Source organism: Mycobacterium basiliense (assembly GCF_900292015.1).
Classification (GTDB): Bacteria; Actinomycetota; Actinomycetes; order Mycobacteriales; family Mycobacteriaceae; genus Mycobacterium; species Mycobacterium basiliense.
Window position 1 is genome coordinate 2,451,675 of sequence record NZ_LR130759.1, and the last position, 18,976, is coordinate 2,470,650.

Consider the following 18,976-nt stretch of genomic DNA (forward strand, 5'->3'; position numbering starts at 1 on the left):
CGAGTTCGTCCAGGAGACCATCATGACCGTAGCTGTGTTCGACGAAGTGGTAACCGCTGCACCCGCGCCCAAGCTGACGGTGGTGCGCGATGGAACCCCGGCTCAGTCCCCGGCGCCCAAGAAGAACCCGACCAACCGCCCCGAGTTCGTTGCGGGCGACCCGCTGGTCGACGGCGCGGCCAGGTTGCTGAGCATTCCCGTGCGCCACGTCTATGCCGCACTGTGGCGGGTGGGGTTGCTCGAGGTTCAGGCATGAGTCATGGACAGTGAGCGATCCAACCCCGCAAGCGCCGGGGTGGCTGGCGCATGGCTTCAAGGGGTTGACTGGCCGCAGACGTAGTTGTCTGTGCCGCTGCGGCTTGCCAACCCCTTGGAGCCATGTCTACCTGGAATCGTGGGCATTCGCGCCCGTCGGGACGGTTTTGATGCCGGCATCTCGCCCAGAATTGCCCCGGGCGTGACCTGGCCAGTGTACGGTCGCCCCATGTCCGTACTGATTACTGTCCCGGTATTTGGGCAGCATGAGTACACCCATGCTCTCGTCGGCGACTTGGAGCGCGAAGGCGCAGAATATCTAATCGTCGACAATCGGGGCGATTATCCCAAGATCAGCAACGAACGTGTCATTACATTCGGCGAAAACCTCGGCTGGGCGGGTGGGAGCGACCTTGGATTCCGAATTGCCTTTTCGGAGGGGTACTCCCATGCGATGACGCTCAACAACGACACTCGCATATCGAAGGGATTTGTCGCCGGCCTGCTTGATCCGCGTCTGCCCACCGATGCCGGAATCGTTGGTCCGTTGCTCGATCACGGGTTCCCTTGCGCCGAGGACGAGCAGAAACCAGATGCCGCGGACTACATTCCCCGGCCCCAATATCGGGCGGTGAGTGCGGTGGAGGGAACGGCGCTGATGCTGTCCCGCGAATGCTGGCAGGCTATCGGCGGAATGGATTTGCGTACCTTCGGCCGCTACGGCTGGGGCGTAGATCTCGACCTTGCATTGCGTGCCGGCAACGCTGGGTTTGGTTTGTACACAACCGAGATGGCCTACATTAACCATTTCGGTCGCGGGACGGCCAACGTGCATTTCGGCAGATGGCGGTATCTACTCGGTGCCAACACGGCGATGGAGCGGTCGATGCGCCGATTGCATGGCCGTAAGTGGCGTAAGCGATTTCCGCCGGGGACCCTGCCGCAAGCGGTGTCGCGAAACCCGATCGCCTACACCACACATCAGCTAGTGGAGTGATGCCGGCACCGGCCACCATGAAACAGTTAGGGGGCTTGGTGCGGGCCCGACGGTGATGCGACGCACGCGTATTGCAGGTATAAGCCATCGGCGAAGTAGCCCAGCGTCAGCACGGCGAGTAAAACACCCAGGGCCCCGTGCCAAGCATTGATCCCCTGGATGCGTTGCACGGTGTAGCCCGCCGTCTTGAACATTCGTACCGTGCTCCGGCGCGTAAAATAACGCAGGTGAGTTCGGTCGAAGGTGCCAAAGTCCTCCTGCGGGAAATCTTTTCGGATAAGTACCTGTCCCATCGCGGGTAGAAAGCGAATGTTGGGCACGGCGGCGACGACGACGCCATGTGGCTTGAGCTTGCACCGAAGCTGCCGTAGCGCCGCGCCCGGCTCGACCAGACGCTCCAGGGTGTCGGTGCAAACGATTGCGTCGAAATGGCTGTCGGGTAACTCGGCAATCCGCTCGTGAACGGCGCCGACGAGCACGTGATCGATGATGCTGTTTGCATGTTGGGCCGCTTGGGGGTCCGAGTCAATACCCCAGACCTCGCCGCCGGTGTGGTCTTTGAGCGTCGCGCCGAACGCGCCGTCCCCGCAGCCTAGGTCGAGTACCCGTCCCGCAGTGGTCGGTACAAGCCGCAACACCTCCGGCCGTGTTGGGCGGTAATATGCTGTGACGCTTTTCGATTCTCTTGCGATGCGCATGGTTGTCCGTCCTGTTAAGCGAACCGCACCGAGCATAGCCCGCGGATGGCGGCAGGGCCGGCCGTTGTCGGAGTTCGAGCAGGCAGATCCTGTTACGATCGTGTCGTGTTGAGTGACGTCTCAACCGGGGGTAGTACCGATATGGGTGGCTCTCGGGAGCTGCATTTTTCCATCATCATTCCGGCGCACAATGAAGAGAAATATATCGGCGCAACGCTGGAACACGCCGCAAACCTTTCATATCCCGTGGAATCGTTTGAGGTCATTGTGGTTGAGAACGGCTCCTCGGACCGCACCTATGATCACGCAAAACAATTCGAAGGCCCCAACATCCGCGTCTTCAAGAACGATAGGGCCGGAGTGTCGGCGGCCAAAAACTTTGGTATCGATCAGCTTTCGCCGCTTAGCGACTGGGTGGTGTTCCTGGACGCGGATACAATTCTCAAACCGGGCTTTCTCCGCGATCTCGATGCCAAGCTGCGAGCGTCGCGCAAACCGCTCGCCGTGGGTACCACCAAGGTCTTGCCTCTCGGTGGCGGCTGGCACGCGCGCACCTGGTTCGCCTGCTACGACCTGCTGCACCGGTTGGGCGGCTCGTACGCCATCCAGATTGCAAAGCGTTCGCTCTTTCCCACACTCAGGTTCGATGAACATCTGATTATGGGTGAAGACTTACTGCTGATAAAGCAGGCCCGAAAATTGGGAAAATTTTTCTACGTGCCAACGCCCACGGTCTACACGTCGACGCGTCGGTTCGACAGTGTCGGATACTGGCGGCTTTACTTCCAGTGGGCATCGTTCGAAATATTGCCACGGCGGCTGCAAAAGCGTCGCGGCTACAAGGTCGTCCGATAGACGCTGAACGTCCGATAGCCGTTGAAGTGAGTGTCTGCAGATATGCAGCCAGCCGGATTAAGTCTGGAATCCGGCAGCGGGCCGTCGCGCAGTCGCGTTCAGATGCTGCCCATGCCGTTTGCCACCAGCGCGATCCCCGCCACCGCCACGGCTACCGAGATGATCTTCCGCCGGTGGGTGCGTAACCAGTCACGCAGCGCCAACATGGTCGCCTCCGTTTTGGCGGGGTTGACCAGGTTGCTCACGAGCGGGATTTCGATGATCGCGAGCATCACGAGCAGATATGCGACAGTGGCGCTGACCTGCGTGCCGATCGCCGCCCCCGAGGCGCCGATGGCGGTGAGCGCCACCAAGTACTCCACCGGCGGCGGCCCCGCTGAGCTTAGGCCAGCCACAAACGCAACCCAGGGAAAACCGCTCTCCAGCGCACCCTGGGCACTGGTCATCAGGCGTGCGAATCGGGTCGGCTTTTCCTCTACCAGCAGCATCGATGCGTCACCGCCGCCCGAGGTTACCAACGCGGGTGACCGCACCGAGAAGCCCGTCGCTACTAGCGCGGCGATCAGCAATGCGACCACACCAACGGCGACCTGAATGTGCCCGACCACGGAGGTTGCCGCCAAGGACGTCACACTGTCGACCAGCGCATTCGCGAAGTCGCGGAGCAGCAACAGGACCCCTAGGGCGACGGCCACACCCGTTGCCATACCGCCGAACCAGAAAGCGAGCAGGTTCACCATCGGTCGTGGCTTGGTGACGAGGAAGATGGCGACCCCGAGGCGTACCGGCTCAGTTGCCGTCATCACCGCGAGTATGAGCACTGTGGTCCACATCTTCCCCCTCCTCCCGCTCCCCGTCGCTCAGCTAACCGACAATTGATCGACGGACAGGACGCGCACGGCAGCGCTGTGGGCTCTGTCGTTGAACCGACGTTCCAAGCTAGCCATGTCTTCCTTGTCGAGGTGGGTGGTGGAGCCAGCAGCCGTCATTTGCGCAACTGACGGCTCGGGTAGTTCCGGCTGACCTCATTTTCCAGGAGGTCGGCTGCCCGCGTGGCGCTTTCGCCAGGTTTGGTCATCCGATTTGCAACCTCACGGGCTCGGGTGACGTACTCGGGTGCCAAAATCGAGCGAAGATCGCTGATCAACGTTTCCTTGGTGGTGGCCGCTAGCCGGCGCCCCGCACCAACTTTTAGCCGTTTGATCTGGGCTAACCAGATAGGTTGTTCGATCCAGATCCACAGAATCAGGGTGGGGATACCGGCCCTCATGCCTGCTGCGGTGGTTCCGGCGCCACCGTGGTGCACCACGGCGCGGCAGGCAGGAAACACCGCGGCGTGCGACACGCCGGGGACCAACTTCACGTGGTCGGGGGTTTCCGATTCGTCGATGTCGTTGGCGCCGGTGCAAATCAGAGCCCGTTCACCCAATGCTGCGCAGGCGGCGCTGATCATCGCGACTGTGTCGGCAGGTGAATCAACCGGCATGCTACCGAAGCCGAAGTAGATCGGCGGAGTTCCAGCGGCAATCCACGACAACACCTCGTCGTCGGATGCCGTCGGCAATTCCAGGGTCAGCGCTCCCACAAACGGTCGTCGATCAGCCCACTTTTCCCATTCGGCCGCAAGCCCGGGAAAGCAAAGCTCGTCGTAGGCTTGGATCTCCAGTGCCCGGCCGGCCAGGATTCGTGACGTGGAGGATGCGGTCGCCTTCGGCAAACCTAGCTCCCGTCGCTGCATTTCTTCGGGATTCTTTGTCACGCGCCAATGGACCCACCAGAGTGCCGAAATCAGCGCATGATTCATCCGCGCCGGCAAGATCGGAATGACCTGGCCGTTGACCCGCGACGGCAGGTAGTGCATCGCCGCCAGCGGAATGTCGTAGCGCTCCGCGACGTTGGCGGCGATGCCCTGGTGGATCATGCCCGTCAACACCAGGTCAACGCCGTCTGCCAGAGACATCAGCGTCGTCGCCATTTCCGACCAGGCCTGACGCAGGTCCGCCATGCCTTCGCGCACTAACTTGATCGAATGTTGGGGCTTCCAGAAGTCATGCTGGTAGCTGTCCTCGCCGTCGACCAATTCCTGGGTGTCTGGGCCGTAGGGTACCGCCTCCAGCCCGGCCGACGTGACCAAGCCGGTCAGGTTGGGCGGGACGGCGATACGTGCCTCGTGACCGCGGCGCGACAACTCCCGACCCAGCGCCGCGCATGGCTCGACATCACCGCGTGTGCCGTTTATTGCCAGTGCGAATTTCATCAGCGGCCCCCTGCCACTCATTTCTCGTCCCGCAGATGCCAGTCGATCCGGTTGCCGGCCGGACCTATTGGATTATCTCTGCTGTCAGCGAATAGTCGGCAAGCGCTTGCTCCGCCAGTGCTCGAAGATACTGGTTTGAGTTTTCAGCACCAGGTTGATATCCGCATATGCTTATGAAGATTTTTCCGTGGAGACGTCCGGACCCTAAGAACAGCTCGCCGCTGTCCCGTTCGTAGCGTCCCTTGGTCGCACCACGGGTGAACAAGCGTGCGGATGACCAGTCGGCCTCGGTACCGTCCACACGGGTCAATCCCTGACTGAGGTCCCTAAGGTTCGAACAGCCAACGGGCAAGTCCGAATTTCCCAGGGCTAGCCCTTCGATCTTGCGCGCCAGCCACTTCGGTGTGTAGGGCACCAGCGGAAGGGGTTTGAGCAGCTCGTTCGGGGTGTCTCCGAGAGCGGCCAGACCCTGCTTGATCTCGTTGCGGATGATCTGCAAATCCGTCCTTGCGCGGTCGGGGTCGAGATCGAAGGTGATCGCGGTGAGTGCATTCGCACGGGTGTCATCCGCTGTGCGTTCGCTGACCGGCATGACTATCGAGACCGCGCCATCCGCGGCTCTCACCCGGCCCATGAGTTGAGCCAATCTGGTCGCAATTGCGACCAACAGCGCATTGCTGGACCCGCCTAGGTCGAGTGCGCGGGCATCCCAGGCGGACAGATCGCAGAAGAGTGTGATCGATGGAATGGTGATCGGTTCATCACCGTCACCCGCCGGCGGCGTTGTGGCGGGTCGGCCCGCAGCTCCGGTATCGCGTCTGAGCAGGATCATGATGCAGGCGAAAAGCGCCCGGAAGACTTCTGGTAGCTCGCGAAGAGCGTCCCACAGGTCGATGAACAGCCTGCGCATACGACTGCGGGATCGTGACGGTGGGTACCCGAAGTCCCGGGTGATGTCGTTCATTGCCTCATATATCGCGAGGCTACCGCCCAGGCCATCCACCAACGTGTGCGAAATCAACAAGCTGACGGCCGTGCCGCCGTCCTCCAGGGGTAGGACTCCGAGGTGCCAGCCGGGTCCATACTCGGGGTCGACCAGAATCCTTCCCCGTTCATTGAGCCAGGCCGTAATTTCACTGCGCGGTCGTGGCATCACGGCGACATCGATGTCGGGTGCATCATGGCATACCACCCAGCGGGGACGACCAAATGGCAACGGAGAACGCTCGATCCGGCGCCCCAGCAGCCCGTAGCCAAGATTCTCGTTGAATCGTTGCAGGGCGTCCATGTCCACCTTGCGGTCGTAAATCCACAAAGTTTGACCAACGGTTTCTAGGTCGGTAGCCCGCAAGCGCAGGAAAGACGCGTGGTCTAGATAAGCGACCCTGTCGTCCGTCATCGTCGATGACGTTGCTGGTCCAGCGTTCATAAAACCCGGATTGTCCGCCTAGCCGGTACGCCAGGTGGTCAACGGGGGCACCGCTGCCGGTGGCTCGTAGGTGCGCCGGCTGTAAGCAAGGTGCAGCTGACTTCCGCTGCGGTGCCGGGCGGGCATCACATCGCGTCCCTCGGCCACTCGAACAAACGCGGATTTCAGCGCTTCGACGTAGCGGGTAACCGATTCGCGGGCGACGGGGTTGTTCGGGAACAACACCGTGAGTTGGGTTTCCTTCTCGAGCCGATTCACCCGGATGTCAATTTGCCCCATCATTCCGCCGTCGTGGCAGAGCCGCGCACGCAAGCCCTCAACGTGGGAGTTCGCCATTGCGGAAAGCGGCGGAATACCGGCGTCGAGGTAGAACAGCAGCGGGGCTCCCCACTGACCTTCCTGCAGCCAGGGCACGAGCTCCATCACGCAATCCAACGGAACGTCGGCTAGGTCTCTACCGGAGTCAAAGGACTCCTGAGCGGCCTGGACGATTTCGCGGAAAGACTCTCCCGTGGTCGGGACGGTGATTGGCACGAAACCGGTGAACCAACCCGTTGTCATGAAATCCACCTCGGTACGGCGGATGTCGATCGGAACGATCGCGTAGTAGTTGTCGGCACCGGTCAATTCGTGCTGGACCACGGCGGAGATCGCGAACACGCCGCCGCAGAACCGAGCTCCCGCTGCCATACAAGCGGATTCGAAGGCGAGGGTCTGTCGCTCGTCCATCAGTTTGACGCCCATCATCTCGCACGGCGACGACTTGTCACCTAGCGGCAACGGGAACGCGGGCAGCGATCCTTCATTGTTGTCGAAGAATTCGGCCCATTTGCGGATGACCGGGGACTCCAGGGTGAGCCCCGAGATGTGCTCGCGCTGCCGCACGCAGTAGTCGTGATAGCTTCCCGGTTCTGCCAGGCGCAACGGTGCTCCGCCCCCGACGAGTGCCGCGTACATCAGGTGTATCTCGGCGAAAGCGACACCGACGAACATGGCGTCGCAATGGAGATGGTCGATGGCGACGCAGAACGTGAAGTGATCTGCTCGCTGAATGATCGAGAAGCGGAAGCATGCCCAGTCCAATGGCGTTGGGGTACTCAGCAGGTGGTCTCGCCATTGGCTTTGAGTTGTCAGTTCGCCGTGTTGAACGGCAACGAACTGAATGTCGTTGGGCTTGGTTAGGGTACGCCGCACGAAGTGATCGCCCTCGGTGTGCTCGAACCAGCTCCGGTAAGTGTCGTGCCGACGTAGATGGGCATTGATGACGTGCGTCATGGTGCGGATATCGCACCGACCGGGCATGTCCCAGGCGGAAATGAGCAGTCGCGACATTTCCAGACCACGGCCCGCGTAGGACCGGAAGTTGCGCAGGTGGTGGGCTTGCATATAGCTGGGCGGCACCGGGCTAACCGGCGCATGCGCCGCCTTCGTCAGCGACGCAGGCGATGGTTGCCACGACACCAGCGTGCCGGGCTCAGGATCCCAGTCGCTGATTGTCCCAGCTTCAACCTTCCCTACTCTGACCATTTTTCCTCCAAGTCGCGCAGTAGGTTGCGGTGCACCGGAGAGCCATCGGTGGTCCACGAAACCTGTAACAGTGATGTTGCTGGTAAGGGCCCCACTGAATCGGTGTTCAGCTCTTGGCTTTGGTTGCTTCGGCTTGGGCTACTGATGCGACGTTGCAACGCCCCCCGTGACATGCCTGACGAGTCGGCCACCCCAGCTAGCCAACCGACCGCAGTGGTGACGGCACTCGGTATGCCAGGTAATGTGGTGTTCACATGCCCCCTCATAAAGTTGGTCGTGCCTCCCCGAAGGCACGACCATTCTCTCGCCGGTGTGGTAACACCGCCGCTGTGATGACCGTTCGTCCGGGTATTAACTTTTCTTCACGTTCGCTGAGCAGAGCCTAGTTGATTGTTGGGCGTTAGATTTCCGTTTTCGCTGCATTGGGATCGAACAGAGGCGTAAAGGGGCGCAGTTTGTGCGCTGGCCGCGGCGCTCGCGCGTCTGTGGCCGGGTAATATCGCGGCATCGGCATCGATCCGGCTATCACCGGTTAGCCTTCGGAAGAACGGCAAAAGCCCAGTAAAACCGAACGGGTGGGCCCGTTACAGCCTCAAAGCGAGTGGCCGTACCTAGGTGCGGCAAGCGGGGTGGTACCGCGGCGTTCGCGTGCGTGGCGCGTCGTCGTCCCCGTGCCGTGTGATCTATGGCACAGGAGACTTGATGACTGACGCTTACCCGCGTGGTGGCCTTGGCGCAGACCACCGTGGTGGTTCTCCCAATTTTCCCGCGTTGGAGGGCCAAGTCCTCGACTATTGGGCCCGTGACGACACCTTTCGGGCCAGCATTGAGCAACGCGACGGCGCCCCGGAATACGTGTTTTACGACGGCCCACCGTTCGCCAACGGCTTGCCGCACTACGGCCATCTTCTGACCGGCTACGTCAAAGACATTGTGCCGCGGTATCGCACCATGCGCGGGTACAAGGTGGAACGGCGCTTCGGTTGGGATACCCACGGCCTACCTGCCGAACTCGAAGTCGAACGGCAACTGGGCATCACCGACAAGTCGCAGATTGAGGCGATGGGCATCGCGGCATTCAACGATGCCTGCCGAGAATCGGTGTTGCGTTACACCGATGAATGGCGGGCCTACGTGACTCGTCAGGCTCGCTGGGTCGATTTCGACAACGACTACAAGACACTAGATCTCGGCTACATGGAGTCGGTGATCTGGGCATTCAAACAGCTGTGGGACAAGGGCCTGGCCTACGAGGGTTATCGAGTACTGCCGTACTGCTGGCGGGACGAGACACCGTTGTCCAACCACGAACTACGAATGGACGACGACGTCTACCAAATCCGGCAAGATCCGGCAATCACGGTGGGGTTCAAGGTCGTCGGGAGCGAGCCGGAAGGCGAGCTGGTTGGCGCATATCTGCTGGTGTGGACGACAACACCGTGGACGCTGCCGTCCAACCTCGCGGTTGCTGTTCACCCGGACGTGTCGTACGTGCAAGTCCGCGTGGGGGATCGTCGCGTCGTGCTGGCCGCGGCGCGGCTGCCAGCATATGCTCGCGAGATCGGCGAGGAGCCCGAGGTGATCGCCACCTACCAGGGTGCCGATCTACTGGGTGCCCGCTACCAGCCGCCGTTTCCGTATTTCCTTGACTCACCCAACGCTTTTCAGGTGTTGCCCGCGGACTTTGTCACCACCGACGACGGCACCGGAATTGTGCATATGGCACCGGCCTATGGCGAGGACGACATGGCGATCAGCGACAAAGCCGGTATTGTGCCGGTCACGCCAGTCGATTCCAAGGGTCGCTTTGATTCGACGGTCCCGGACTACCAGGGGCAGCACGTCTTTGACGCCAATCCGCAGATCATTCGTGATCTGAAGAAGCAGAGCGGTCCGGCGGCGCACAACGGCGCGATATTGATCCGCCACGAAACCTACGACCACCCGTACCCACATTGCTGGCGGTGTCGTAACCCGTTGATATACCGGGCAGTGTCGTCGTGGTTTGTCACTGTGACGCAATTCCGAGACCGCATGGTCGAACTCAATCAACAGATCACCTGGTATCCCGACCACGTCAAGGACGGCCAGTTCGGTAAATGGTTGCAGGGAGCCCGCGACTGGTCGATCTCGCGGAACCGCTATTGGGGCACCCCGATCCCGGTGTGGAAATCCGACGACCCTGCCTACCCTCGCATTGACGTCTACGGCAGCCTTGATGAGCTGGAGCGCGACTTTGGCGTGCGGCCCACCAATTTGCACCGGCCTTACATCGACGAGCTCACTCGCCCCAACCCCGACGACCCCACCGGACAAAGCACAATGCGGCGTATTCCCGACGTGCTCGACGTGTGGTTCGACTCGGGGTCTATGCCCTACGCGCAAGTGCACTATCCGTTCGAGAGCAAGGACTGGTTCCTGGGCGGGTCGACGGGGGAAGGGGAGGCGCACTACCCAGGCGACTTTATCGTCGAGTACATCGGGCAGACTCGCGGCTGGTTCTACACCCTGCACGTGCTGGCCACCGCGCTCTTTGACCGGCCGGCATTCAAAACCTGTGTGGCACATGGAATTGTGCTCGGTTCCGATGGCCAGAAGATGAGCAAGTCGCTACGCAACTATCCAGACGTTACCGAGGTGTTCCATCGTGACGGCTCCGATGCGATGCGGTGGTTTCTGATGGCCTCACCGATCCTGCGCGGCGGTAACCTGATCGTCACCGAGCAGGGCATCCGCGAGGGCGTGCGACAGGTGTTGCTGCCGTTTTGGAACGCCTACAGTTTCCTGGCGCTCTATGCGCCCAAAGTTGGTAGTTGGCGCACTGATTCGGCGCATGTGCTGGATCGCTACATCTTGGCGAAGCTGGCGGTGCTTCGCGAGGACTTTACCGCGTCGATGGAGGTCTGCGATATCTCCGGGGCTTGTGAGCAGTTGCGCCAATTCACCGAGGCGTTGACGAATTGGTACGTGCGAAGGTCGCGGGCACGCTTTTGGGAGGAAGATGCCGACGCCATCGACACCCTGCACACCGTACTGGAGATCACCGCGAGGCTGGCTGCGCCTTTGCTTCCGCTGATCACCGAGTTGATCTGGCGTGCGTTGACGGGTGAGCGTTCGGTGCATCTGACGGATTGGCCGCAGGCCACCGAGCTGCCCGCGGACGCGGAGCTTGTCGCCGCGATGGACCAGGTGCGCGAAGTGTGCTCGGCGGCGTCCTCGCTGCGTAAAGCCAAAAAACTGCGGGTACGCCTTCCCCTGCCGAAACTTACTGTGGCGGTGGAGAACCCACAACGGCTAGCGCCGTTTGCGGACCTAATCGGTGATGAACTTAACGTCAAGCAAGTAGAACTGACGGATGCGATCGGCGCCTACGGTCGGTTCGAGCTCACGGTCAATGCCCGCGTGGCCGGGCCACGGCTTGGTAAGGATGTCCAAGCGGCGATCAGGGCGGTGAAGGCCGGCGAAGGTGTCATCAACCCCGATGGCACCTTGACAGCGGGCCAGGCCGTGTTGCAGCCCGACGAGTACAGCTCGCGGCTGGTGGCGGCTGATCCGGACTTCACCGCCGCACTTCCCGGCGGGGCGGGTCTGGTGGTGTTGGATGGCACCGTGTCTCCGGAATTGGAGGCCGAGGGGTGGGCCAAAGACCGCATCCGCGAATTGCAAGAACTGCGCAAATCCACCGGACTCGACGTCTCCGACCGCATCCAGGTGGTGATGTCGGTGCCCGCCGATCGGGTGGAGTGGGCCCGGACCCACCGTGATCTGATCGCCGGCGAAATCCTGGCCACCAGCTTCGAACTCGGCGAATTGCAAGGCGGCGTCGACATCGGCGATGGGGTGCGCGTGGAGATCGCGAGATCAGGCTGAATTTCACGCGGTGCAACGGGCGTCAAATTGGCTCACCGGGCAGCCTCGAGGCAACATCGCCATCTGTCGGCGATCCACCGGCCTCACGGTACAGCAAACTTGTTGGTTGGAGCGTCCGGCCACTTCCTAGACTGCAGGTTTGAGTGCGCGCCAGCGTTGCCTACCGGCGCGAACTTCAACCTCGGCATCGTGAAAGCCCGCTGTGCGCAGTCGATCCGGCAGGGTTGCCGGGGCTATCGGATTGCAGGTGTCGCGGAAATGCAAGATGCTGAACACCAGGGACGGCACACCGTCGCTGCCGGCGAAGACACCTCCCGGACGCAGTACCCGAAAAGCTTCAGCAAACAGACGATCTTGCAAATCCACGGTCGGCACGTGGTGCAGCATGGTGAAACAAACCACTGAGCTGAACTCGTTGCCGGGCAGTGCGGTGTCGGTGCCGTCGCCGTTGATGATGCGCGCTCGATCTCCGTACAAATCCTGCAGTCGCTGCGCCATTGCGGTATCGATTTCGATCGCGGTGAGGTTGGGCGCCTGGTCGACCAGCACCCGAAGAAATGCGCCGTATCCGGGTCCGATCTCCAACGTGCTCTCGCCCAAGTCGACGTCGGCGAGCACCCATGGCAACACCTGGCCCCGGACCTCTTTGGCCCAACGATCGGAGTTGCAGCACAGCCGGTGCACGAGGTTCATTGCCATGTCCACCGACGTTAGACCAGGTCGCTTGGCTTGCCCGCATAGCATTGCCGATTGTGGAGTCCCGTTGGGTGCTGCACCTGGACATGGATGCGTTCTTTGCCTCGGTCGAACAACTCACCCGACCGACTCTGAAGGGCCGACCAGTCCTGGTGGGGGGCATGGGTGGACGCGGTGTGGTCGCCGGCGCGAGTTATGAGGCGCGGGTCTTCGGTGCGCGGTCGGCCATGCCAATGCATCAGGCCCGTCGGTTGATCGGGGTGACGGCGGTGGTGTTGCCGCCGCGCGGTGTGGTCTATGGGGTAGCCAGCCGCCGAGTCTTCGACACGGTGCGCAGCCTGATTCCTGTGGTGGAGCAGCTCTCATTCGACGAGGCATTCGGCGAGCCACTAGCGCTGGGCGGAGCTTCGGCCGCCGACGTCGAGACGTTCTGCGAGCGTTTGCGGCGCCGGGTGCGTGACGAGACCGGCCTGACCGCATCGGTCGGAGCGGGTTCGGGCAAGCAAATCGCTAAAATCGCCTCCGGTCTGGCCAAACCCGATGGGATCAGAGTGGTCCGTCGCGACGAGGAACAGCTGCTGCTCGGCGGGTTACCGGTGCGTCGGCTCTGGGGCATCGGTCCGGTTGCCGAGGAGAAGCTGCACCGGCTCGGCATTGAAACGGTTGGGCAGTTGGCCGCTTTGACCGATGCCGAGGTGGCCAACATCCTGGGTGCGACCATCGGGCCGGCGTTGCACCGACTGGCTCGCGGTATCGATGACCGACCGGTCGCCGAGCGTGCCGAAGCCAAGCAAATCAGCGCCGAGTCGACCTTTGCCGTTGACTTGACCACACTCGAACAGCTGCTTGACTCGATTGATCCGATCGCCGAGCACGCTCATCAACGCCTGCTCAGAGACGGTCGCGGTGCCCGCACCGTCACGGTGAAGCTGAAGAAGGCCGACATGACCACGTTGACCCGCTCGGCCACGATGCCCTACGCGACCACCGAGGCGGGTGCATTGATCGCGGTGGCGCGACGATTGCTGCTGGACCCGCTCCAGATAGGTCCAATTCGCCTTCTCGGCGTGGGATTTTCCGGGCTCAGCGAGGTGCGGCAGGAGTCGCTGTTTCCAGACTTGGAGCTGTCAGCGGAAATGTCGGAGGAAGCCCAGCACGCTTACCCTGGCTCGCGCCTCGCGGTGCGCACTGGACAGGACGGCGCGGGATGGCGGATCGGCGACGATGTGGCCCACCGCGAACTTGGCCACGGCTGGGTGCAGGGTGCCGGACACGGCGTGGTCACCGTTCGGTTCGAAACTCGTGCTACTGGGCCGGGCCCGGCGCGGACGTTCCCCATTGATAGCGACGACATCTGCCTTGCCAACCCGGCCGACAGCCTCGACTGGCCCGACTACCTCGGCCAACTGCGGATCGACGAGCCTGAGATCTCAGCCCCAGCGGCTGATCACCTCGGGAACCGGTAGGCCGGCCGCCAGCGCGGCCATCAGCAGGACGCGCGCTTGGGGTGGTGCCAGCCGTGGCACCATCACCGCGCCGGCGGCCACCAGGTCGTGCCCGGGACCGTAGCCGGCGCCGACACGCGCGCCGGCGACCCTAGTGGAGACGGCGATCACCACCCCGTCCGCACAATGGCGGGCTACTCCGTCGATTACCGCGGGGCCTGCGTTGCCCGAACCCAACGCTTCCAATACGACCGCCCGTGCGCCGGCCGCCACACAGGCGTCCAGCGCCACGGTGGCACTTCCCGGATATGCGGTGACGATGTCGACTTGGGGCGCCCCGGCCGCAAGAACGCTGCCCAGGTACGGCCGCGATTTCGGTAGCCGCATCGTCACCGTGTCCGAGATCGTGCCGATCAGTTCGCCGGCGAAGCCGCTCAGGTCATTGGTGGCCACCTTGCGCAGGCCTAGCGGTTGCAAGACTCGGCCGGCAAAGCACACCAGCACGCCGCAATCTCGGGCGGCCGGATCGGCCGCCAGAGTCAGTGCGTCGCGGAGGTTACCCGGTCCGTCAGCGTCGGGGGCATCCCCGCTGTGCATGGCCCCGGTCAACACCACCGGGGTGCTGCCGTCATAGGTGAGCTCGAGCCACAGGGCTGTCTCTTCGAGAGTGTCAGTGCCGTGTGTGATCACAACACCGTCGGGGCCTTCGGCGCCCCGATCGATCTCGGCTTGCAGGGCTGCGCGGATGCGATCCCAATCGGGCGGGGTTAGCTGCGAGCTGTCCACTGCCATCAAATCGACGACATCAACGTCGAGCCCGTTGCTGACGGCAGCGGTCAGCTCCGCTCCGGTTCGGCAGGGCCGGCGCACTCCGTCCGCGCCGACGGTGGTCGCGATCGTGCCTCCGGTGGTGATGACAGTTAGGCGGCCCATGGTGGGATCATCCCGCATCGGTGGCTTCGCCATCCGCATGTGGGTGCCGGTAACGAACTAGGGGATGATGGGGGAGTGTTTGACGAACCAACAGGATCAGCCGATTCAGTGACCACCGCGGGGGATGCCAAGGTTGCCGGGGAACCTGCGGACTCCGCGCCGCAGCCAGCGCCGAGGCGGCTGCGGCTGTTGCTATCGGTGGCCGCTGTTGTGCTGGCACTGGACGTTGTGACCAAGGTGCTCGCGGTCAAACTGCTGCCACCAGGCCAGCCGGTCTCGATCATCGGCGACACGGTGACATGGACATTGGTGCGTAATTCTGGCGCCGCGTTCTCGATGGCGACCGGTTACACCTGGGTGTTGACCCTGATCGCAACGGGCGTAGTCGGCGGCATTTTCTGGATGGGACGCCGGCTGGTCTCGCCGTGGTGGGCGCTGGGGCTGGGGATGATTCTGGGCGGGGCCATGGGGAACCTGGTCGATCGCTTCTTCCGGGCGCCCGGGCCGCTGCGCGGGCACGTCGTCGATTTCCTGTCGGTCGGTTGGTGGCCGGTCTTCAATGTCGCCGACCCGTCGGTGGTCGGTGGTGCGATCCTGCTTGTGGTCCTGTCAATTTTCGGCTACGACTTTGACACTGTGGGGCGGCGCAAGGTCGACCAGCACTAATGGCCGATCGCTCGATGCCGATCCCGGAGGGCTTGGCGGGCATGCGTGTTGACGCCGGACTGGCGCGGTTGTTGGGACTGTCGCGCAGCGCTGCCGCGGCCATCGCCGAAGAAGGCGGGGTCGAACTGGACGGTGTGCCGGCGGGCAAATCCGACCGTCTGATCTCGGGGGCCTGGCTCCAGGTTCAGCTCCCCGAGGCGCCGGCGCCGCTGGAGAACACGCCCGTCGAGATCGAGGGCATGACGGTTCTTTACGCCGATGACGACATCGTCGCCGTGGACAAGCCGGCCGCGGTGGCCGCGCACGCGTCGGTGGGCTGGACCGGGCCTACGGTGCTGGGTGGGTTGGCGGCCGCCGGCTACCGCATCACCACGTCCGGTGTGCATGAGCGGCAGGGCATTGTGCATCGTCTCGACGTCGGGACCTCCGGGGTGATGGTGGTGGCACTCTCCGAACGCGCATATACGGTGCTCAAACGGGCGTTCAAACAACGCACTGTCGACAAGCGCTATCACGCCCTGGTGCAGGGACATCCGGATCCGTCCAGCGGGACGATCGACGCACCGATCGGCCGACACCCCGGCCCCGAATGGAAATTCGCGGTTACCAAGACTGGCCGACACAGCCTCACCCACTACGACACCGTGGAAGCTTTCGTGGCAGCAAGCCTGCTCGACGTGCATCTGGAAACCGGGCGTACCCACCAGATTCGGGTGCACTTCGCCGCCCTGCGGCACCCGTGCTGTGGCGACTTGGTCTATGGAGCCGACCCAAAACTGGCGAAAAGGCTTGGTCTGGAACGCCAATGGCTTCATGCGCGTTCTCTCGCGTTCGCGCATCCGGCGGACGGACGGCGGGTGGAGATCGTCAGCCCATACCCGGCGGACCTGCAACATGCTTTAGACGTGCTAAGAGCCGAGGGATGAGCGGATAGGTGCCGAGCTCGCGCGACGTGAGCTCAGCGTCTCATGCCGTGGTGCAGACAAACTGGGTGCCGTTGAAATCGAGTCGCACTTCGCCCTGGTGTTCCCAGTACTCGATGCCCTGCCGCCCATATCGGGCGCCGCTGCCGGACGGTTGCACGAACAGGATGTACGGGTCGCCTTTCCAGGTCAGCACGGCTGTTTGCGGGTCCAGCTCGTTGTAGAACTGCGCGGTCAGCGGCCCGTTCTCGGGTGGGCACCGGTAGGTGACGACCGGCGGTGCGGGCGTAGCCGGATCCGCGAGGGCCAACTGGACCAGCCGGGTTTGGAAGGCCTGCGTGAGGCAGGTGCGCGTGTCGGTGTTTTGCACGCATTGATCGCGGGTGGTGGCCCAGCCGTTCTGCGCCGCTTGCAGCGCTGCCTTGTCGGCGCCGGGACGGTCAAGTGCTTGCCGGTAGGCGACTTGGAGCCGCTGGTCGAGCGCGGACAATTGGGGGTCTTGGCACACCAGCTGTTGGATCTCGCCGGCAGGCTTACCGCACTCGGGGGACGTCCCAGCGGTTGCGGACGAGTTCGAGGTCGTGGTGCCGATGGCCGGGCTGGGCGCCGGTGAGCTGGCGTGCGGCTGCGTCGATGTCGAGCCGCACGCGCTCAAGATCAGCATTGCCCCGATGATGGCGATTCGTCTCACATGTGCTGCCTACCGGGTGCTTGCTGGATACCAACGTGCGACACGCCCATCAAACACGAAATTGGTACCGCCGCGTTCACGCTTCAGCGGTGCTGGTCTCGCCGGATACGATGTCGGCGGCCAGCGGCGCGATCAGCTTGAGGATCTCGGTGACCGTCTCCGATGGCACCCCAGCCCCGGTCAGCGCGTCGCCTAGGTGACCGGCGACCAGGCTGAAATGGTGCATCGTGATGCCGCGTCCCTGATGCACCTGCTTCATGGGGGCGCCGGTGTAGGGTTCCGGCCCGCCGAGGGCGGCCGCAAAAAACTCGGCTTGTTTGCCCTTGAGACGGTTCATCTTCGTCCCGGTGAAGAAGCCGGACAGTTCATCGTCGGCAAGCACTCGGACGTAGAAGTCCTCGACGACGGCTTCGATGGCCTCATACCCGCCGATCTTGTCGTAGATGCTGACCGGCGCGCGTTTGCCTAGGCGTGACAGGAGTTTCATCGGGCAAGGGCAACATTGCTCAGTTGCGCATGGATTAGCGCGTAGTCACAGTCGGATTGCCTTACGTAACAAGTACATTGCTGTGTGGGCGGGCATTTTCCAGGGTGCCGGCGGACCCGCGTCCCGGCCTGGGTGGACCCACCCGTATCTATTCGAGGATGTATGTCCTAGGTTGGCCTTATGACCTGTGTCACACCAACCACACCGCCCTCAGGAGCGACAACCGATGAATCTTGGTGATCTAACGAATCTTGTCGAAAAGCCCTTGGCGGCGGTGTCCAACATCGTCAATACTCCGAACTCGGCGGGCCGATATCGGCCTTTCTATCTGAGGAACCTGCTTGATGCGGTGCAAGGCCGCAAACTCGGGGATGCGGTCGACGGCAGAACCGTCCTGATCACCGGCGGGTCGTCGGGCATTGGCGAGGCGGCGGCGAAGAAGATCGCTGAATCGGGGGGCGCGGTCGTGCTGGTTGCGCGGACCCGGGAGAACTTGGAGAAGGTTGCCGACGACGTCCGTGCCAGCGGTGGGACCGCCCACGTCTATCCATGCGATCTGTCCGACATGGACGCCATCGCCGCGATGGCCGACCAGGTGCTCGCCGATCTGGGCCGCGTGGACATTCTGATCAACAACGCGGGCCGATCGATTCGGCGCTCGCTGGAGTTGTCCTACGACCGGATTCATGACTATCAGCGGACCATGCAGCTGAACTATCTCGGCGCCGTCCAGCTCATCCTCAAGTTCATTCCCGGGATGCGCGAACGTGGCTTTGGCCACATCATCAACGTGTCCTCGGTGGGCGTACAGACGCGCGCTCCGCGCTTTGGCGCCTATATCGCCAGCAAGGCTGCGCTGGACAGCCTCTGTGACGCGCTGCAGGCCGAGACGGTGAACGACAACGTGCGATTCACCACCGTGCACATGGCGTTGGTGCGGACCCCGATGATCAGCCCGACCACGATGTACGACAAATTCCCGACGCTGACGCCCGAACAGGCCGCGGGCGTCATCACCGACGCGATTGTGCACCGGCCGCGCCGAGCCAGCTCACCGTTTGGGCAATTCGCGGCGGTGGCCGACGCCGTCAATCCGGCGGTGATGGATCGGGTACGTAATCGCGCGTTCAGCATGTTCGCCGACTCCGCCGCGGCCAAGGGCGGCCAATCCCAAACTGACACATCAGATCTCGACAAGCGAAGTGAAACGTTTGTGCAAGCGACCAGAGGAATACATTGGTGACGTT

The 18,976-nt window shown here is 62.7% G+C and carries 17 protein-coding genes; 8 read left to right on the forward strand and 9 right to left on the reverse strand.

The annotated features are described in order from the left end of the window. The first annotated feature begins 22 nt into the window (after positions 1-22). Both MB901379_RS10490 and MB901379_RS10495 read left to right on the forward strand, forming a co-directional pair. Positions 23-256, forward strand: a complete 234-nt coding sequence (locus tag MB901379_RS10490; RefSeq protein WP_158016645.1) for an Rv1535 family protein — start codon at positions 23-25, stop codon at positions 254-256. Positions 257-484: 228 nt separating this feature from the next. Next, a complete protein-coding gene (locus tag MB901379_RS10495; RefSeq protein WP_158016646.1) occupies positions 485-1,252 on the forward strand; it encodes a glycosyltransferase family protein in 768 nt (255 codons plus the stop codon). A gap of 26 nt (positions 1,253-1,278) precedes the next feature. Here the strand turns inward: MB901379_RS10495 and MB901379_RS10500 are convergent, their stop codons facing one another. After that, a complete protein-coding gene (locus MB901379_RS10500) occupies positions 1,279-1,950 on the reverse strand; it encodes a class I SAM-dependent methyltransferase (protein ID WP_158019085.1) in 672 nt (223 codons plus the stop codon). 105 nt (positions 1,951-2,055) lie between these two features. On the opposite strand from MB901379_RS10500, the gene MB901379_RS10505 reads away from it, so the two are divergent. Beyond that, entirely contained in the window at positions 2,056-2,805 is a 750-nt protein-coding gene (locus MB901379_RS10505) for a glycosyltransferase (protein WP_232022039.1), read from the forward strand. A gap of 98 nt (positions 2,806-2,903) precedes the next feature. Here the strand turns inward: MB901379_RS10505 and MB901379_RS10510 are convergent, their stop codons facing one another. The 4 genes from MB901379_RS10510 to MB901379_RS10525 form a co-directional block, all read right to left on the reverse strand. After that, complete coding sequence (locus MB901379_RS10510; RefSeq protein WP_158016647.1) at positions 2,904-3,638, reverse strand: GAP family protein; 735 nt, start codon at positions 3,636-3,638, stop codon at positions 2,904-2,906. A gap of 152 nt (positions 3,639-3,790) precedes the next feature. After that, positions 3,791-5,062: a glycosyltransferase gene (locus MB901379_RS10515; RefSeq protein ID WP_158016648.1), complete on the reverse strand. Its 1,272-nt coding sequence runs from the start codon at positions 5,060-5,062 to the stop codon at positions 3,791-3,793. 64 nt (positions 5,063-5,126) lie between these two features. Further along, complete coding sequence (locus MB901379_RS10520) at positions 5,127-6,461, reverse strand: condensation domain-containing protein (protein WP_232022040.1); 1,335 nt, start codon at positions 6,459-6,461, stop codon at positions 5,127-5,129. 48 nt (positions 6,462-6,509) lie between these two features. Next, a complete protein-coding gene (locus MB901379_RS10525) occupies positions 6,510-8,018 on the reverse strand; it encodes a condensation domain-containing protein (protein ID WP_158016650.1) in 1,509 nt (502 codons plus the stop codon). A gap of 702 nt (positions 8,019-8,720) precedes the next feature. On the opposite strand from MB901379_RS10525, the gene ileS reads away from it, so the two are divergent. After that, positions 8,721-11,888, forward strand: coding sequence for an isoleucine--tRNA ligase (gene ileS / locus MB901379_RS10530; RefSeq protein WP_158016651.1), 3,168 nt, complete (start codon positions 8,721-8,723; stop codon positions 11,886-11,888). A gap of 126 nt (positions 11,889-12,014) precedes the next feature. Here the strand turns inward: ileS and MB901379_RS10535 are convergent, their stop codons facing one another. Then, on the reverse strand, positions 12,015-12,587 hold the full coding sequence (locus MB901379_RS10535) for a class I SAM-dependent methyltransferase (protein WP_174237009.1): 573 nt from the start codon (positions 12,585-12,587) through the stop codon (positions 12,015-12,017). Positions 12,588-12,640: 53 nt separating this feature from the next. Here MB901379_RS10535 and MB901379_RS10540 point away from each other — a divergent pair, with 53 nt between their 5' ends. Further along, entirely contained in the window at positions 12,641-14,050 is a 1,410-nt protein-coding gene (locus MB901379_RS10540) for a DNA polymerase IV (protein ID WP_456319944.1), read from the forward strand. On the opposite strand, the gene MB901379_RS10545 is transcribed toward MB901379_RS10540, so the two are convergent. Next, the gene (locus tag MB901379_RS10545) at positions 14,015-14,980 is read right to left on the reverse strand and encodes an asparaginase (RefSeq protein WP_158019089.1); all 966 of its coding nucleotides are present in this window, start codon (positions 14,978-14,980) and stop codon (positions 14,015-14,017) included. The genes MB901379_RS10540 and MB901379_RS10545 overlap by 36 nt on opposite strands. Before the next feature lie 57 nt (positions 14,981-15,037). On the opposite strand from MB901379_RS10545, the gene lspA reads away from it, so the two are divergent. Continuing rightward, on the forward strand, positions 15,038-15,628 hold the full coding sequence (gene lspA, locus MB901379_RS10550; RefSeq protein WP_158016652.1) for a signal peptidase II: 591 nt from the start codon (positions 15,038-15,040) through the stop codon (positions 15,626-15,628). Beyond that, positions 15,628-16,554 (forward strand): RluA family pseudouridine synthase, encoded by a 927-nt coding sequence (locus tag MB901379_RS10555; protein WP_158016653.1) that lies wholly within the window; start codon positions 15,628-15,630, stop codon positions 16,552-16,554. The genes lspA and MB901379_RS10555 overlap by 1 nt, the downstream gene beginning before the upstream one ends. A gap of 40 nt (positions 16,555-16,594) precedes the next feature. On the opposite strand, the gene MB901379_RS10560 is transcribed toward MB901379_RS10555, so the two are convergent. Together MB901379_RS10560 and MB901379_RS10565 are read right to left on the reverse strand one after the other, a co-directional pair. Continuing rightward, on the reverse strand, positions 16,595-17,242 hold the full coding sequence (locus MB901379_RS10560) for a lysozyme inhibitor LprI family protein (RefSeq protein WP_158016654.1): 648 nt from the start codon (positions 17,240-17,242) through the stop codon (positions 16,595-16,597). A 76-nt stretch (positions 17,243-17,318) separates the two neighbouring features. Beyond that, positions 17,319-17,729: a group I truncated hemoglobin gene (locus tag MB901379_RS10565; RefSeq protein WP_158016655.1), complete on the reverse strand. Its 411-nt coding sequence runs from the start codon at positions 17,727-17,729 to the stop codon at positions 17,319-17,321. A 226-nt stretch (positions 17,730-17,955) separates the two neighbouring features. Here MB901379_RS10565 and MB901379_RS10570 point away from each other — a divergent pair, with 226 nt between their 5' ends. After that, positions 17,956-18,972, forward strand: a complete 1,017-nt coding sequence (locus MB901379_RS10570) for an SDR family NAD(P)-dependent oxidoreductase (RefSeq protein WP_158016656.1) — start codon at positions 17,956-17,958, stop codon at positions 18,970-18,972. Positions 18,973-18,976 lie beyond the last annotated feature (4 nt).

Bases quoted from the DNA above. Each gene is read 5' to 3' on its own strand.
- MB901379_RS10510 (WP_158016647.1), bottom strand. From the start codon at position 3,638: ATGTGGACCACAGTGCTCATACTCGCGGTGATGACGGCAACTGAGCCG.
- MB901379_RS10570 (WP_158016656.1), top strand. From the start codon at position 17,956: ATGAATCTTGGTGATCTAACGAATCTTGTCGAAAAGCCCTTGGCGGCG.
- MB901379_RS10555 (WP_158016653.1), top strand. From the start codon at position 15,628: ATGGCCGATCGCTCGATGCCGATCCCGGAGGGCTTGGCGGGCATGCGT.
- MB901379_RS10490 (WP_158016645.1), top strand. From the start codon at position 23: ATGACCGTAGCTGTGTTCGACGAAGTGGTAACCGCTGCACCCGCGCCC.
- MB901379_RS10500 (WP_158019085.1), bottom strand. From the start codon at position 1,950: ATGCGCATCGCAAGAGAATCGAAAAGCGTCACAGCATATTACCGCCCA.
- MB901379_RS10565 (WP_158016655.1), bottom strand. From the start codon at position 17,729: ATGAAACTCCTGTCACGCCTAGGCAAACGCGCGCCGGTCAGCATCTAC.
- MB901379_RS10515 (WP_158016648.1), bottom strand. From the start codon at position 5,062: ATGAAATTCGCACTGGCAATAAACGGCACACGCGGTGATGTCGAGCCA.
- MB901379_RS10535 (WP_174237009.1), bottom strand. From the start codon at position 12,587: ATGGCAATGAACCTCGTGCACCGGCTGTGCTGCAACTCCGATCGTTGG.
- MB901379_RS10525 (WP_158016650.1), bottom strand. From the start codon at position 8,018: ATGGTCAGAGTAGGGAAGGTTGAAGCTGGGACAATCAGCGACTGGGAT.
- MB901379_RS10520 (WP_232022040.1), bottom strand. From the start codon at position 6,461: ATGACGGACGACAGGGTCGCTTATCTAGACCACGCGTCTTTCCTGCGC.
- MB901379_RS10495 (WP_158016646.1), top strand. From the start codon at position 485: ATGTCCGTACTGATTACTGTCCCGGTATTTGGGCAGCATGAGTACACC.
- ileS (WP_158016651.1), top strand. From the start codon at position 8,721: ATGACTGACGCTTACCCGCGTGGTGGCCTTGGCGCAGACCACCGTGGT.
- MB901379_RS10545 (WP_158019089.1), bottom strand. From the start codon at position 14,980: ATGCGGGATGATCCCACCATGGGCCGCCTAACTGTCATCACCACCGGA.